General features: G+C 65.6%; 15 protein-coding genes. 9 read left to right on the top strand and 6 right to left on the bottom strand.

The annotated features are described in order from the left end of the window. Window positions 1–196: 196 nt before the first annotated feature. The 3 genes from CK489_RS05705 to CK489_RS40585 all read right to left on the bottom strand — a co-directional run bounded on the left by CK489_RS05705 (window position 197) and on the right by CK489_RS40585 (window position 2,664). The gene (locus CK489_RS05705) at window positions 197–1,858 is read right to left on the bottom strand and encodes an NRAMP family divalent metal transporter (protein ID WP_095731928.1); all 1,662 of its coding nucleotides are present in this window, start codon (window positions 1,856–1,858) and stop codon (window positions 197–199) included. Between the two features lie 37 nt (window positions 1,859–1,895). Continuing rightward, a complete protein-coding gene (locus CK489_RS05700; RefSeq protein WP_158226410.1) occupies window positions 1,896–2,276 on the bottom strand; it encodes a hypothetical protein in 381 nt (126 codons plus the stop codon). Window positions 2,277–2,364: 88 nt separating this feature from the next. Then, window positions 2,365–2,664, bottom strand: a complete 300-nt coding sequence (locus CK489_RS40585; protein ID WP_128089654.1) for a hypothetical protein — start codon at window positions 2,662–2,664, stop codon at window positions 2,365–2,367. A gap of 334 nt (window positions 2,665–2,998) precedes the next feature. Here CK489_RS40585 and CK489_RS05695 point away from each other — a divergent pair, with 334 nt between their 5' ends. Next, complete coding sequence (locus CK489_RS05695) at window positions 2,999–3,268, top strand: metal-sensing transcriptional repressor (RefSeq protein WP_050630976.1); 270 nt, start codon at window positions 2,999–3,001, stop codon at window positions 3,266–3,268. A 133-nt stretch (window positions 3,269–3,401) separates the two neighbouring features. Here the strand turns inward: CK489_RS05695 and CK489_RS05690 are convergent, their stop codons facing one another. Together CK489_RS05690 and CK489_RS05685 are read right to left on the bottom strand one after the other, a co-directional pair. Continuing rightward, window positions 3,402–3,665: a hypothetical protein gene (locus CK489_RS05690; RefSeq protein WP_050630977.1), complete on the bottom strand. Its 264-nt coding sequence runs from the start codon at window positions 3,663–3,665 to the stop codon at window positions 3,402–3,404. Between the two features lie 148 nt (window positions 3,666–3,813). Continuing rightward, complete coding sequence (locus CK489_RS05685) at window positions 3,814–4,620, bottom strand: creatininase family protein (RefSeq protein ID WP_095731582.1); 807 nt, start codon at window positions 4,618–4,620, stop codon at window positions 3,814–3,816. Between the two features lie 145 nt (window positions 4,621–4,765). Between CK489_RS05685 and CK489_RS05680 the strand changes: the two genes are divergently transcribed. The 8 genes from CK489_RS05680 to CK489_RS05645 all read left to right on the top strand — a co-directional run bounded on the left by CK489_RS05680 (window position 4,766) and on the right by CK489_RS05645 (window position 11,663). After that, window positions 4,766–5,803, top strand: a complete 1,038-nt coding sequence (locus tag CK489_RS05680) for an ABC transporter substrate-binding protein (protein ID WP_050630978.1) — start codon at window positions 4,766–4,768, stop codon at window positions 5,801–5,803. A gap of 15 nt (window positions 5,804–5,818) precedes the next feature. Beyond that, entirely contained in the window at window positions 5,819–6,622 is an 804-nt protein-coding gene (locus CK489_RS05675) for an ABC transporter ATP-binding protein (protein ID WP_095731581.1), read from the top strand. After that, the gene (locus CK489_RS05670) at window positions 6,619–7,407 is read left to right on the top strand and encodes an ABC transporter permease (RefSeq protein ID WP_095731580.1); all 789 of its coding nucleotides are present in this window, start codon (window positions 6,619–6,621) and stop codon (window positions 7,405–7,407) included. Before CK489_RS05675 ends, CK489_RS05670 begins: the two co-directional genes overlap by 4 nt. Next, window positions 7,407–8,390, top strand: a complete 984-nt coding sequence (locus CK489_RS05665; RefSeq protein WP_095731579.1) for a 2-hydroxyacid dehydrogenase — start codon at window positions 7,407–7,409, stop codon at window positions 8,388–8,390. The genes CK489_RS05670 and CK489_RS05665 overlap by 1 nt, the downstream gene beginning before the upstream one ends. Further along, window positions 8,390–9,085: an AprI/Inh family metalloprotease inhibitor gene (locus tag CK489_RS05660; RefSeq protein ID WP_095731578.1), complete on the top strand. Its 696-nt coding sequence runs from the start codon at window positions 8,390–8,392 to the stop codon at window positions 9,083–9,085. Before CK489_RS05665 ends, CK489_RS05660 begins: the two co-directional genes overlap by 1 nt. 364 nt (window positions 9,086–9,449) lie before the next feature. Further along, window positions 9,450–9,845 (top strand): YciI family protein, encoded by a 396-nt coding sequence (locus CK489_RS05655; protein WP_095731577.1) that lies wholly within the window; start codon window positions 9,450–9,452, stop codon window positions 9,843–9,845. 87 nt (window positions 9,846–9,932) lie between these two features. Further along, window positions 9,933–11,216 carry an RNA polymerase sigma factor gene (locus CK489_RS05650; protein WP_095731576.1) on the top strand — a complete coding sequence of 428 codons (1,284 nt, stop codon included), beginning with the start codon at window positions 9,933–9,935 and terminating at the stop codon, window positions 11,214–11,216. 69 nt (window positions 11,217–11,285) lie between these two features. Then, on the top strand, window positions 11,286–11,663 hold the full coding sequence (locus CK489_RS05645; RefSeq protein WP_095731575.1) for a hypothetical protein: 378 nt from the start codon (window positions 11,286–11,288) through the stop codon (window positions 11,661–11,663). Here the strand turns inward: CK489_RS05645 and CK489_RS05640 are convergent. Beyond that, a complete protein-coding gene (locus CK489_RS05640) occupies window positions 11,653–12,090 on the bottom strand; it encodes a styrene oxide isomerase (protein ID WP_095731574.1) in 438 nt (145 codons plus the stop codon). The two genes, CK489_RS05645 and CK489_RS05640, sit on opposite strands and share 11 nt — an antisense overlap. Window positions 12,091–12,347 lie beyond the last annotated feature (257 nt).

Genomic DNA, 12,347 nt, shown 5'->3' with positions numbered 1-12,347 from the left:
AATGCCGGCTGCGATGCCCTGCCGAGCACGACCCTCGCGCCGGCCCTTTCCATGCATCGCGCCATCGACAGCGCCGTCCTCAAGCCGGCGCCTGTCATCATGCGTCGCTGATGGAGCGCGGTTGCGCCGCGCAGGATGGCGCTCGCCAGCCTGAACAACGCGAGCGCGCCCCATCGTTGGCCGCGGCCAAGCGTCGTCACGCCCCGACCGTCGCGAGCTGAACGATCCGCAGCAGCACCAATCCGGCGGCGACGACCAGATAGCCGCGCAGCACGATCATCCAGATCCGGCTCAGCGGGCTGAGCCGCGCCGGCGGCAGCCGGTCGAGCGGCGGCATCCGCCAGCTATCGCGGTCGAACAGCGGCGGCCGGCGCTTGAAGCGGAACGACGCGTGGCGGCGCGACGACATCTCGTACAGCTTGACCAATGCCGTGACAGCGAGCGCGAGCACGCTGCCGCCGACGAGGATGCCGATGATCCAGGCCTCGCTGAGGTCGGGGAATAGCACCGCGGCGGTCAGGATCACTGACAGCATCACCAGCCCAGCCACGACAGCGCCGGTGAACAGGTTCAGCCTCGTCGAATTGATCCAGGGCCCGAGGATGTGGCGGTCGTTGCAGAGCAGCAGCAGGAACACGGTCGCGCTCGGCAACAGCACGCCGGCGAGCGTCTGCACCGCGTTGGTGAGCAGCCCGAGCGGCGTGCCCGGCGTCAGCACCAGCACCGCGGCGAGCACGATCAGCCCGCAATAGACGCTGTAGAAGCCTTTCGCATCCCACGGCTTGCGGTGCAGCGAATGCTTGACCGCGAACACGTCGCCGATCGCATAGGCCGTTGAAAGGGAGACCGCGGCGGCGCCGATGATGCAGGCATCCAGCAGTGCCAGCGCAAACAGCACCGCCGGCAGCCGGCCGGCATATTTTTCAAGCCCGACCGCGGTCCCCAGGGCGTCGGTGTAGTTGCCGAATTCCGGTGTCCCGGAAAACACCGCCGCGCAGAACGAGATCATCGCGACGGCGCCGACCACGACCAGCACGATGCCGATGCACAGATCCATCCGCTCATAGCGGATGAAGCGGGGCGTGATCCGCTTGTCGACGATGTAGCTCTGCTGGAAGAACAATTGCCACGGCGCCACGGTGGTGCCGACGATGGCAACGATCAGCAGCATCACCTCGCTGAGCTTGGCGCCCTCGGGCATCTTCGGGACGAAGAAGTCGGAGGCGATCTGCCCGATCGGCGGGTGCACCATCAGGATCACGGGTACCAGCAGCAGGCTGCCGGCGACCAGCACGATGCCGAAGCATTCGAACCGCCGGAAGTCGCCGGTGGAAACCGCCAGCATCACGATGGCCGCCGAAGCCAATACGCCCCAGAACTGCGAGACGCCGAGAAAGCTGAGCGCGAAGGTGATGCCGATGAATTCGGTGACGATGGTCAGCGCGTTCAGCACCAGGAGGTCGATCACGCTGAAGGCGCCCCAGAACTTGCCGAAGCGCTCGAAGATCAGCCGGGCATGGCCGACGCCGGTGACCGCGCCGAGCCGTACCACCATCTCCTGGTTGACATAGAGCACCGGGATCAGCAGCAGCAGCGTCCACAACAGCGTGGTGCCGTAGTTTTGGCCGGCCTGGGTATAGGTGCCGAAGGCGCCGGCATCGTTGTCGCCGACCATGACGATCAGGCCGGGACCGACGATGGCGAGCAGGGTCTTCAGGCGGGCAAACAGGGTCGCGCGCGGCGCGGTATCGTCCCGCGCGATGCTGCCGAACGCGCCGCGGATATCGCCGAGATGGGCATTGTCCAGTACGGCGGTGCCGGCCGGGTTGGCGGTGGCCTCACGATCGGAGGCGTGCATCTTCAAGTCATTGACGACGGTCATGACTCATTCCTTCTCAGTTGTGTGGCTTGGTGTTTTGGCGGGCCGGGAAACGGATGATGTTGGCCGCATCGGGTGTCGGCCGTGGCGTTGCCGTGGGCCGGTGCTTCGTTGCGGTGGTGCCGGTATCGAAAGCGAGCGCGATGCCGAGTGCTGCGAGGTGGCCGACGAGGCCCGCACTTTCGCCGATGATGCCGGCAAGGCTTTGCATCACCGGGTCGAACGGACTCGGAACGATGCGCCGCTGCCGGCGCGACGGTTCTGTTGCGATATGTCTTGCGGTCTCTGCCATGCTTGCTCCGATCGTCTCCTCGCTGCCCGTTGGGCACGGCACGAGGAACGCGGAGCAGCTAGGTGCGCGCGCAACCTCCGCTGCCGTGAGCAGCGGCAATTCCAAACGTGATGTCGTTCCCCGGAGGGAGTCCCGTTGCGGCGCCGGAACGGCGGGCAACGGGACGTCTAGGTCCTTCGTCCATGTCCGTCCTCTAGGCGCTCGCTGCCATCTTGGATTTGGTGGCGCGCGCGATTGTTATGCGCGGGCCGGAAGGCCGGTCCGCGCATCGCTCACCGTTGGTGGGTTCGGTGCTGGTTTCGACGGTCCACCGGCATTCCAGGTGGCCGTCGATCAAGACCCAATGACATACCGGTGCCGGGGTTGGACGCCGGCCTCGGCTCTCCGGATGGCGAAAACCCGGGAGGTTGTCATTGGAATGGGTGGCCGGAATCGTCCACGGCGCCATGCGCGGTGGCTCGAACGGCCGGAATCTTGCGAGCTTTTCGAACATCGCTCACCTCCACTTCCGCTGTCGCGCGGCAGGCCGGTGAGGAGCGGCGGTCAGCTAAGGCGCGACCACCCACCCACGCAGGCGATATCTGCGCGATCAGTCTTGCTGTGTTGCGGCGTCAATAGTCCCGTCGTGGGTCTACTGTCGCCTGAGTTGCTACTGCCCATGTGCCTTCTGCTGGCTCGTGGTCGGGTTGGTGTCCGGGGTAAGACCCGGCGCGGAACGAATGTTCCGACAATCGGGCACTACGCCTAACACAAAGGCGTGTCAAGCCGAATTCGCTATCCCCCGGGGAGGATCATAGGTATCCTCCCGGGAGGATAGGGAGAACCATATGTCCGACGACCACCCGCATGCCGCGATTGCCCGACGCCTGAAGCGCGCCAACGGCCATCTCGAGACCATCGTCGAGATGATCGAGCAGGGTAAGCCATGCGCCCAGATCGCCCAGCAATTGCAGGCGGTGGAGAGTGCGATCGAGAGCGCCAAGAAGGCGCTGATCCACGATCACATCGGTCACAGCCTGGAGGACACGCTGAAGGCATCCGGCCCCAAGGGCCGTAACGTGCTGCGCGATTTCCGGCTGATCGCGAAGTATCTGTGAGCCGCGTCGGGATGTCGCGAGCCGACAAAGGTTGACCCGCCCGGGGGGATCGCCGGACGGGTCGGTTGCGACACGGGGTGGATGAGGACCCGTGCCGAACGCAGGATCCGCAGCCTTTAGAAAAAACCGTCGATCAGTAGCAGGTGCGCACGCGGCCGATGTAGTTGCCGTAGGCGTCGAACTGGCGCACCCAGCCGCAGCGGCGATAGCCGTTGTAGTAGTAGCCGTCGCTGGCCGCGATCGCGCTGCCGACAACGGCGGCGCCGACGAGGCCCGCGCCAACGCCCCAGCCCCAGCCATAGGGCTTGGCTTCGGCCTGCGACGTGGTGGATGCGATGGTGCCGGTCACGGCGAGCGCGGTGAGGGCGAGGGCGGCGAACTTGGTCTTGATCGACATGGAAATACTCCATCCTGTTTGAGTGCGGCGCCGGTGTGGTCCGCATGCCCGTTGGACGGAGGCTGTCCGGTTCCGGTTCGAAGGCCGGCCGGGAAATATGGTTTCGTCGATTGTTTCGTCGCCTCGACCAGGACGAAGGAATTCCCGGTCAGTTGCCCGTGAATACGCCCGGATCGAACCTGTCGACGTCGGCAAGCAGCTCGCAGAATGCGCGCGCACCGTGCTCGATCAGCTTCTCGCCCTTGTCGGCCGAAGCCTTGGTGGCGTCGCCGATCGCGCCGCTTGGATTGAGGTCCTGCGCCTGCCAGGCAAACGGCGCCGGCCGCTGGGTCGACAGAATGCGATGATCCTTCTCGATCTGCACGCTCGCGGGCTTGAAGTCCGCGATCGCATCCTTGCGCACATGTTGCGGATATTTCGCCAGCATGATCGAGGTCTCGACCGCGCCGCCGTGGATGCCGTGGCGCAGTTCGTCGGCATCGAACAACCCGTCGGGCGCGCCGAAGCGCGACCAGCTCGTGGTGACCACAAGCATCTTGTGCTGCGCGCGCAGATCCTGCGCCACCAGTTGCATGGCGGCGGAGTTGCCGCCATGGCTGGTCACGATCACGAGCTTCCTGATCCCGGCGCGTGCCACGCTCTCGCCGAGCGCCATCCAGCTCTTCAGCGCCACCTCGGTCGGCAAGGTCAGCGTGCCCGGAAAATCGATGTGCTCGGTGGAGATGCCGACCGGCTGCACGGGCAGGAAGGTCGCCGGGATAGCCGCCGGCAGCAGCGCCTTTACCCGCGCCAGATACGCCTCGCCGATCATGACGTCGGTTCCAAGCGGCAGATGCGGCCCGTGCTGCTCGGTTGCGGCGAGCGGCAGCACCGCGATCCAGCGCGCGGCCGCGCCCTTGGCGATATCGGGCCAATGGATGGCGGTCCAGTCACGGGGCGGAAGCGTCGAGGTCATCAAGCCGGTCGTTTCAATACAAGCGTTTCATTGGATGGATTTGCAGGCTAGTTTGTTTAACATCAGTGGGGCGTCCGCGTCTCCGGGCGCGGTCCACGTCTTCCCGCCTTCCATCATGGGCCATAATATCAGACGGAGTCCAACCATGATCCGGGCCTTTTTGCCTCGAGCGTTAACCACGAGCCTGCTGGCCGTCGCCCTCAGCGTTTCCGCCTGTCTTTGCCCGGCGCGGGCGCAGGACAAGACTCTGGACAAGGTCTCGTTCGGCACCAATTGGGTCGCCGAGGGCGAGCATGGCGGGTTCTTCCAGGCCCTCGCCGACGGCACCTACAAGAAATACGGCCTCGACGTCACCATCGTGCCCGGCGGCCCCAACGAGAACAATCGCATGCTCCTGATCGCGGGCAAGCTCGACTTCTTCATGAGCGCGAACTCGCTGCAGACCTTCGACGCGGTCACCAACAACGTGCCGTTGGTCGCTGTCGCGACCATGTTCCAGAAGGACCCGCAGGTCTTCCTGACCCACCCGGAGGTCAAGGTCGGCAAGATCGAGGACCTGAAGCCGCTCACGCTGCTGATCTCGAAGGAAGGCATCACCAGCTACTTCCAGTGGCTGAAATCCGAATACGGCTTCGACGAGAACAAGGTGAAGCCCTACACCTTCAACCCGCAGCCCTTCATCGTGAACAAGCAGACGGCCATGCAGGGCTATGTCACGTCAGAGCCCTTTGCGGTCGAGAAGGCCGCCGGCTTCAAGCCGAACGTGCTGCTGCTCGCCGATTATGGCTTCAACTCCTATTCGACGTTGATCGAGACCCGCCGCGATCTGGTCGACAAGAAGCCGGACCTGGTGCAGCGCTTCGTCGATGCCTCGATTGTCGGCTGGTACAATTACGTCTACGGCGACAATTCGGCCGGCAATGCGATGATCAAGAAGCTCAATCCCGACATGAACGACGAGCTGCTGGCCTATTGCGTCGCCAAGATGCGCGAGTACGGCATCGTCGATTCCGGCGACTCCATCAAGAACGGCATCGGCGCCATGACCGACGAGCGGATGGCGAGCTTCTTCGACAAGATGGTGCGCGCCGGCGTGGTCAAGAGCACCATCGACTATCGCCAGGGCTATACGCTGCGCTTCGTCAACAAGGCGGTCGGCGTCGAGCTCCGGCCGAAGAACTGACGGCCGGAAGTCGCGATGGCCGAGCCTGCGTTGTCTGGATCTGGCGCCGGGTCAGCGGTGCGCCTGCGCGCCGTCACCAAGACCTATGACAGCGGTGTGATGGCGCTCGGGCCGCTCGATCTCGACGTTCGGCAAGGCGAGTTCATCTCGCTGCTCGGGCCGTCCGGTTGCGGCAAATCCACCGCGCTGCGGATTATCGCTGGCCTCGCCGCGCCGAGCGCCGGCACGGTCGAGCTCGCGCATCACGGCAGCGAGCGGCGCGGCAGCCACAGGATCGGCTTTGTGTTCCAGGAGCCGACCCTGATGCCGTGGGCCACCGTGCGCGACAATGTCCGCCTGCCGTTGAAGCTCGCCCGTGCGCCGGCGACCGACGCCGAAATGCGCATCGATGCTGCGCTCGATCAGGTCGGGCTGGCGGAGTTCGCCGGCGCCTATCCGCGCGAATTGTCCGGCGGCATGAAGATGCGGGTGTCGCTGGCGCGCGCGCTGGTGACCGATCCCGACATCCTCTTGATGGACGAGCCGTTCGCGGCGCTCGACGAGATCACGCGCTTTCGTCTCAACAACGATCTGCTGTCGCTGTGGCGCGATTTGCACAAGACCGTCATCTTCGTCACGCACTCGGTGTTCGAATCGGTCTATCTCTCCGAGCGCGTGATCGTGATGACGGCGCGTCCGGGCCGGATCGGCGCCGAGTTTCGCATTACCTCGTCCGAGCCGCGCGGCGAGGAGTTCCGCACCTCGGCCGAATATGCCGCGTTCTGTCGCGAGGTTTCCCATGCGCTGGCACCATCCTATGCGGGGCAGGCGGGCGCATGAAGTCTCCGCGCGACCTCATCCGCTTTCTGCTTCCCGTCGCGGTGTTTGCCGCGGGGCTCGTGCTCTGGGAAGCGATCGTCCGTGCCTATGGCATCCAGCCCTACGTGCTGCCGAGCCCGCTATTGGTGCTGAGGACGCTGGTTGCGGACTGGTCGATCCTGTCGCAATCGCTCGGCGTCACGCTCCTGACCACGCTCGAAGGTTTCGTCGCCGCCGCGATCGGCGGCGTGGTGCTGGCGCTGTTGTTCAACCAGTCGAAATGGCTGGAATATTCGCTGTTTCCCTATGCGGTGGTGCTTCAGGTCACGCCCGTGATCGCGATCGCGCCGCTGCTGCTGATCTATCTGCAGCAGCAGACCGCGGTGATCGTCTGCGCCTGGATCGTGGCGTTCTTTCCGGTGCTGTCGAACACCACGCTCGGGCTCAACTCGGTCGATCGCAACCTCGCCGGATTGTTTCAACTTTATGGCGCATCCAGGCTGCAGACGTTGCTGTTCCTGAAGCTGCCGGCCGCGCTGCCCTATATCCTCGGCGGCCTGCGCATCGCCGGCGGGCTGTCGCTGATCGGCGCCGTGGTCGCGGAGATCGCAGCGGGCAGTGCCGGTGCCGGCTCGGGGCTCGCATTCCGGATCGCTGAATCAGGCTACCGGCTGAATATTCCCCGCATGTTTGCAGCACTTCTGCTGCTATCGCTGGCCGGGATTGTCATCTATGGGGTGCTGGCGCTAGTTTCGCACCTCTTGTTGCGGCGTTGGCATGAAAGCGCGTTAGGAAAGGACAGTTGATGGCCCCGATTTCTTCCGAAAAGATCGATCTCTTGATCTATGGACCTGTCAGGCCAATCCTCGAAAACGGCTTTTCCGATCAATACGTGCTGCACAAGGCCGAGAGCCGCGGCGACCTCGAGCGCCTGACGCCGGACACGATGGCCAAGATCCGCGGCATCGCCGTCACCTATCACACGATGGCGACCGACAAGACCGCGATGGCGCTGTTTCCCAAGCTGGAGATCGTCGGCAGCTTCGGCGTCGGCTACGACCACGTCGATTCCGCCTATGCGCGCGATCACAATATCGTGGTCACCAACACGCCCGACGTGCTGACCGAGGAGGTCGCCGACGTCGCGATGGGGCTCTTGATCGCGACCTTGCGCGAATTCGTCAAGGCCGACCGCTACGTGCGCTCCGGGCTGTGGCAGACCCAGAATTATCCGCTCAGCGTCGGCTCGCTGCGCGACCGCAAGATCGGCATCGTCGGCATGGGCCGCATCGGCCAGGCGATCGGGCGGCGGCTCGAGGCTTCGCGGGTGCCGGTGTCCTATCACTCGCGCAATCCGTCCAAGGACGTTTCCTACAAGCACTATCCCGATCTGATCGAGATGGCGAAGGCGGTCGACACCCTGATCGTCATCGTGCCGGGCGGCGCCTCGACCGCGAAGATGATCAATGCCGACGTCTTGAAGGCGCTCGGCCCGCGTGGCGTGCTGATCAATGTCGCGCGCGGCTCCGTGGTCGACGAGCCGGCGCTGGTCGCGGCGCTGAAATCCGGCACCATCCTCGCCGCCGGCCTCGACGTGTTCGCGGCCGAGCCGAACGTGCCGGACGAATTGAAGGCGATGCAGAACGTCGTGCTGCTGCCGCATATCGGCTCGGCCTCGGTGGTGACGCGCAACGCGATGGACCAGCTCGTGGTCGACAACATCAAGAACTGGTTCGCCGGCAAGCCGCCGCTGACGCCGGTCGCCGAAACGCCGGTGAAGGATCGCTGATGGCATTGTCCCGCTTCAGCGTCGTGCTGTGTCTGCTGCTGGCCGTGTGCGGTCAGGCCGCCGCGCAGGACGTCACGACGTTGAAGAAGGACATGATCGGGCAGTGGGAGCTCGCCACCACCGAGCGCAGCAAGACCTGCGTCGTCACGCTGAAGAGCGACGCGACGCCGCAAGGCTTCAAGCTCGAGCTCGAGCCGGCCTGCGCCGCCGCGCTGCCCTTCACCAAGGATATCACCGGCTGGAGCATCAAGGGCCTCGGCGACATCGTGCGGCTGCACAACGCGGCGGGCGAGGCGGTGATCGATTTCACCGAGGTCGAGACCGGCATCTTCGAGGGCATGCGCACCAACGAGGGCGTCTACATCCTGCAGAATCTCGCTGCCGCCCGCTCGCTCGCCAAGTCGATGGACCAGATGATCGGCGACTGGTCGATGGTCCGCGGCAACGGCCAGGCGATCTGCGCGCTGGTGCTGACCAACACCGACGCCGGCAACGACAATTTCCAGGTGTTCATGAAGGGCAAATGCGATCCCGCGGTCGCGGCCTTCAATCCGACGCTGTGGCGGCTCGACCACGGCCAGATGATCCTGATGTCGCCCAAGGGCGAGAGCTGGCAGTTCGAGGCTGACGACAACGCCCAGTGGCGCCGCGTCCCCGACAGCGCCGACCCGCTGATCATGCTGCGGGAGCAGTGAGGGGGCTGACGAATGTCATTTCCCCCGCATGCGGCACTTGCGGGCGAACGGGCTTGCACGATTTCGGAATATTGGAAATTTATCCCTGATTTGCCCAACGTGTCAAGTTGCCGGGGCGAACGTCAGTAGCTGGCAGCCTCCTTTGCATGGGGTTGTTTTCGATATTTTTGGCCCCGCGCATCCGCGGCGGTCGCAGCCGGAGAGGGCGCCACCGATCCGGCTGCAGTTTGCCCTGTTCCGCGGTCCGCCCCGAAAATAATTCCCGTCCCCATGTCGATCCGGTCCGGCCCGGATCGTCGTCCCCTATAGCGAGCCGGTTTTGCGGCGGTCATCGTCGCTTCTCGCCCAAAACAGGAGTTTTCCGATGCGGTTCATGTACATCGTCACCTCGTCCCAGCCCCCGCGGCCGCCGACGCCGGCCCTGATGGAGGCGATGGGCAAGCTCGCCGAGCGGGAAATCAAGGCCGGCCGCATGATCGACACCGGCGGGCTGCTGCCGGTCGCGATGGGTGCCCAGGTCCGCATCACCGACGGCAAGCTCAATGTGATCGACGGGCCGTTCATCGAGACCAAGGAGATGATCGGCGGCTACGCGATCTTCGAGCTGCGCAACAAGGAAGAGGCGGTGGCGGCCGCGGTGGAGTTCATGCAGCTGCACAAGGAGCACATGCCCGGTTGGGACGGCACCTGCGAGGTGCGCCCCTTTGCCACCCCGGGCGTCGACGGCGCCTGCCAGGTCGATGTGTCCGCCGTCGCTTGATGCGTAGCAGACAGGGCGTTTTCAGGCGAAGCGGCTTCCGGTTCGCGTGAAGACAACGCGTGCAGGCGACCACCCAGGTCGGCGGCGATGACGGCCGCCGACATCCAGGCCACGATCCTCGCGGTGTGGCGCATCGAGCAGCCGCGGCTGATCACCAGCCTGTCGCGGATGCTGCGCGACGTGCCGCTCGCCGAGGATCTGACCCAGGAAGCGCTGGTCGCCGCGCTCGAGCACTGGCCGGCCGACGGCGTGCCGGAGAAGCCGGGTGCCTGGCTGATGGCGACCGCCAAGCGGCGTGCGCTCGATCACATCAGGCGCAACAGCATGCTGACCGCCAAGCACGGCATGCTGGCGCGTGATCTGGCGCGGGAGCAGGAGACCATGCCCGATTTCGATTCCGCGCTCGACGACGATATCGGCGACGAATTGCTGCGGCTTATCTTCACCGCCTGCCATCCGCTGCTGTCGCGCGAGGCCCGCGCCGCGCTGGCGCTGCGCATGATCTGCGGCCTCACCACCGAGGAGATCGCGCGCGCCTTCCTGCTGGCGGAGGCGACCATCGCCCAGCGCATCGTGCGCGCCAAGCGCACGCTGTCGGACTCAGGTCTTGCCTATGAGACGCCGCGCGGCGCGGAGCTGTCCGAGCGGCTCGCCTCGGTGCTCGAGGTCGCCTATCTGATCTTCAACGAGGGCTATACCGCGGCGCGCGGCGACGAATGGCTGCGGCCGCAGCTCTGCAACGAGGCGCTGCGCATCGGCCGCGTGCTGACCTCGATCGCGCCATCGGAGCCGGAGGCGCACGGCCTGCTCGCGCTGATGGAGTTCAACGCCTCGCGGATGGCGGCGCGCACCGACGCGGCCGGCGAACCGATCCTGTTGATGGACCAGAACCGTGCGCTGTGGGATCGCCTGCAGATTCGCCGCGGCCGGCTCGCGTTGGCGCGCGCCCGCGAGCTCGGCGGTGCCGGTGGCTTCTACGCGCTGCAGGCTGCGATCGCCGCCTGTCACGCCGAGGCCGATACGCCTGCCGCGACCGACTGGCGCCGTATCGCCGCGCTCTACGGCGATCTCGCCGCGCTGCTCGACTCGCCCGTGATCGAGCTCAACCGCGCGGTTGCGATCGGCATGGCGGAAGGGCCGCAGGCCGCGCTGGCGATCGTCGACGGTCTCGCCGATGAGCCGGCGCTGAAATCCTATCATCTGCTGCCGAGTGTGCGTGGCGATCTGCTGCACCGGCTGAGCCGCTTCGCGGAGGCGCGCACAGCGTTCGAGGCCGCCGCCGCATTGGCCGGCAACGCGCGCGAGCGTGAGTTCCTCAAGCGCCGCGCCGCGCTCGCCGCGCGCGCCGCGCAGGATCATGGCCAGCACTGAAGGCTTCGCGATTTCGACGCAAAGCGGCGGCATGTTCGGGGCACCGCAACGTGACCGGGAATTGCAACCATGACGAAGCCCTCCGTGCTGGCGATCGGCCTTGATCCAGCCTTCGTCGATCTCTCCGTCATGCCGCAGTTCACGCCGGAACTCGTGCGCAGCTATATCGATGCGCAGATCGAGGGTCTGCGCACGCTTGGTTACGACGTCGAAAGCTGTCTCATCGACCTCGGCGAGACCGCCGAAGCGGTGACGGCAGCGGCCCTCAACGCGCGCCGCTACGATTGCGTCGTGATCGGCGCCGGGCTGCGCGAGCCGCCGGAGCGGCTCGTGCTGTTCGAGCAGATCCTCAACCTGGTGCACCGGCTCGCGTCCGACGCCGCCATCTGCTTCAACACCAACCCGGCCGACACCGCCGCGGCCGTGCAGCGCTGGGTCAGGCCTTAGGTGCGATGAGCGCGGCCTTGCCGCGCAGCCCCCACAGCAGCAACACCGATGCCGCGATGATCGCAAGGCCGATCGAGACGAACCCGGCGGTGACGAGCGTCTCCTGCCACGCCGCGGCGCTACTCCCGGCCGCGGTGATCGGTGAGAGCGCGCCGGTCCCGAGAACGGCGGCGAGCGACGTCATGGCCCAGTTGCCATAGGTCCCGCAGAGCAGCGCCCAGTAGGCGAAAGCGCTCGGGCCGGACGCCAGCCTGACCTCGCCCCAGATTGCTCCGACCGCGAGCAGGAAGGTGCCGTTCATCACGCCTTCGAGATGCGCCGCGAGCGCCATCCGCACATTGGTGAAGTGTTGCTCGGCTAGGCCGGTGAGCAGCCCGATCAAGAACAAGGCCATGCCGTGAAAAAGCAGCCGCCGCCGATAATCCATTGTCGCCCCCTGAAATCGCCCCGCCAGAATAACGGCCGACCATATCAGAAAGTGCGCAGGCACCCGCCAGGGACGGGACCAGCGATCCGGCTGGTGGAAGGCCGGCCGCGTGGTCTTTCCGCGCCGGCTGCCGACTGATGGCGGCAGCGCCGATCGCGCCGGTCACTCCGGTCCGGGCCTGCCGCAAAGGCTGGGCGGTTGTTGCCGGCGGCAACCTATGACACCATCCCGATTCCGGTTTGATTTTGACTTTGGAA

It is taken from the genome of Bradyrhizobium sp. UFLA03-84, assembly GCF_002289535.1.
GTDB lineage: Bacteria > Pseudomonadota > Alphaproteobacteria > Rhizobiales > Xanthobacteraceae > Bradyrhizobium > Bradyrhizobium viridifuturi.
Note: the sequence above shows the minus strand (reverse complement) of the source record. Positions and strands in the feature narration are given on the sequence as shown.

Bases quoted from the DNA above. Each gene is read 5' to 3' on its own strand.
- CK489_RS05705 (WP_095731928.1), bottom strand. From the start codon at position 1,858: ATGCACGCCTCCGATCGTGAGGCCACCGCCAACCCGGCCGGCACCGCC.
- CK489_RS40585 (WP_128089654.1), bottom strand. From the start codon at position 2,664: ATGTTCGAAAAGCTCGCAAGATTCCGGCCGTTCGAGCCACCGCGCATG.
- CK489_RS05695 (WP_050630976.1), top strand. From the start codon at position 2,999: ATGTCCGACGACCACCCGCATGCCGCGATTGCCCGACGCCTGAAGCGC.
- CK489_RS05690 (WP_050630977.1), bottom strand. From the start codon at position 3,665: ATGTCGATCAAGACCAAGTTCGCCGCCCTCGCCCTCACCGCGCTCGCC.
- CK489_RS05685 (WP_095731582.1), bottom strand. From the start codon at position 4,620: ATGACCTCGACGCTTCCGCCCCGTGACTGGACCGCCATCCATTGGCCC.
- CK489_RS05680 (WP_050630978.1), top strand. From the start codon at position 4,766: ATGATCCGGGCCTTTTTGCCTCGAGCGTTAACCACGAGCCTGCTGGCC.
- CK489_RS05675 (WP_095731581.1), top strand. From the start codon at position 5,819: ATGGCCGAGCCTGCGTTGTCTGGATCTGGCGCCGGGTCAGCGGTGCGC.
- CK489_RS05670 (WP_095731580.1), top strand. From the start codon at position 6,619: ATGAAGTCTCCGCGCGACCTCATCCGCTTTCTGCTTCCCGTCGCGGTG.
- CK489_RS05665 (WP_095731579.1), top strand. From the start codon at position 7,407: ATGGCCCCGATTTCTTCCGAAAAGATCGATCTCTTGATCTATGGACCT.
- CK489_RS05660 (WP_095731578.1), top strand. From the start codon at position 8,390: ATGGCATTGTCCCGCTTCAGCGTCGTGCTGTGTCTGCTGCTGGCCGTG.
- CK489_RS05655 (WP_095731577.1), top strand. From the start codon at position 9,450: ATGCGGTTCATGTACATCGTCACCTCGTCCCAGCCCCCGCGGCCGCCG.
- CK489_RS05650 (WP_095731576.1), top strand. From the start codon at position 9,933: ATGACGGCCGCCGACATCCAGGCCACGATCCTCGCGGTGTGGCGCATC.
- CK489_RS05645 (WP_095731575.1), top strand. From the start codon at position 11,286: ATGACGAAGCCCTCCGTGCTGGCGATCGGCCTTGATCCAGCCTTCGTC.
- CK489_RS05640 (WP_095731574.1), bottom strand. From the start codon at position 12,090: ATGGATTATCGGCGGCGGCTGCTTTTTCACGGCATGGCCTTGTTCTTG.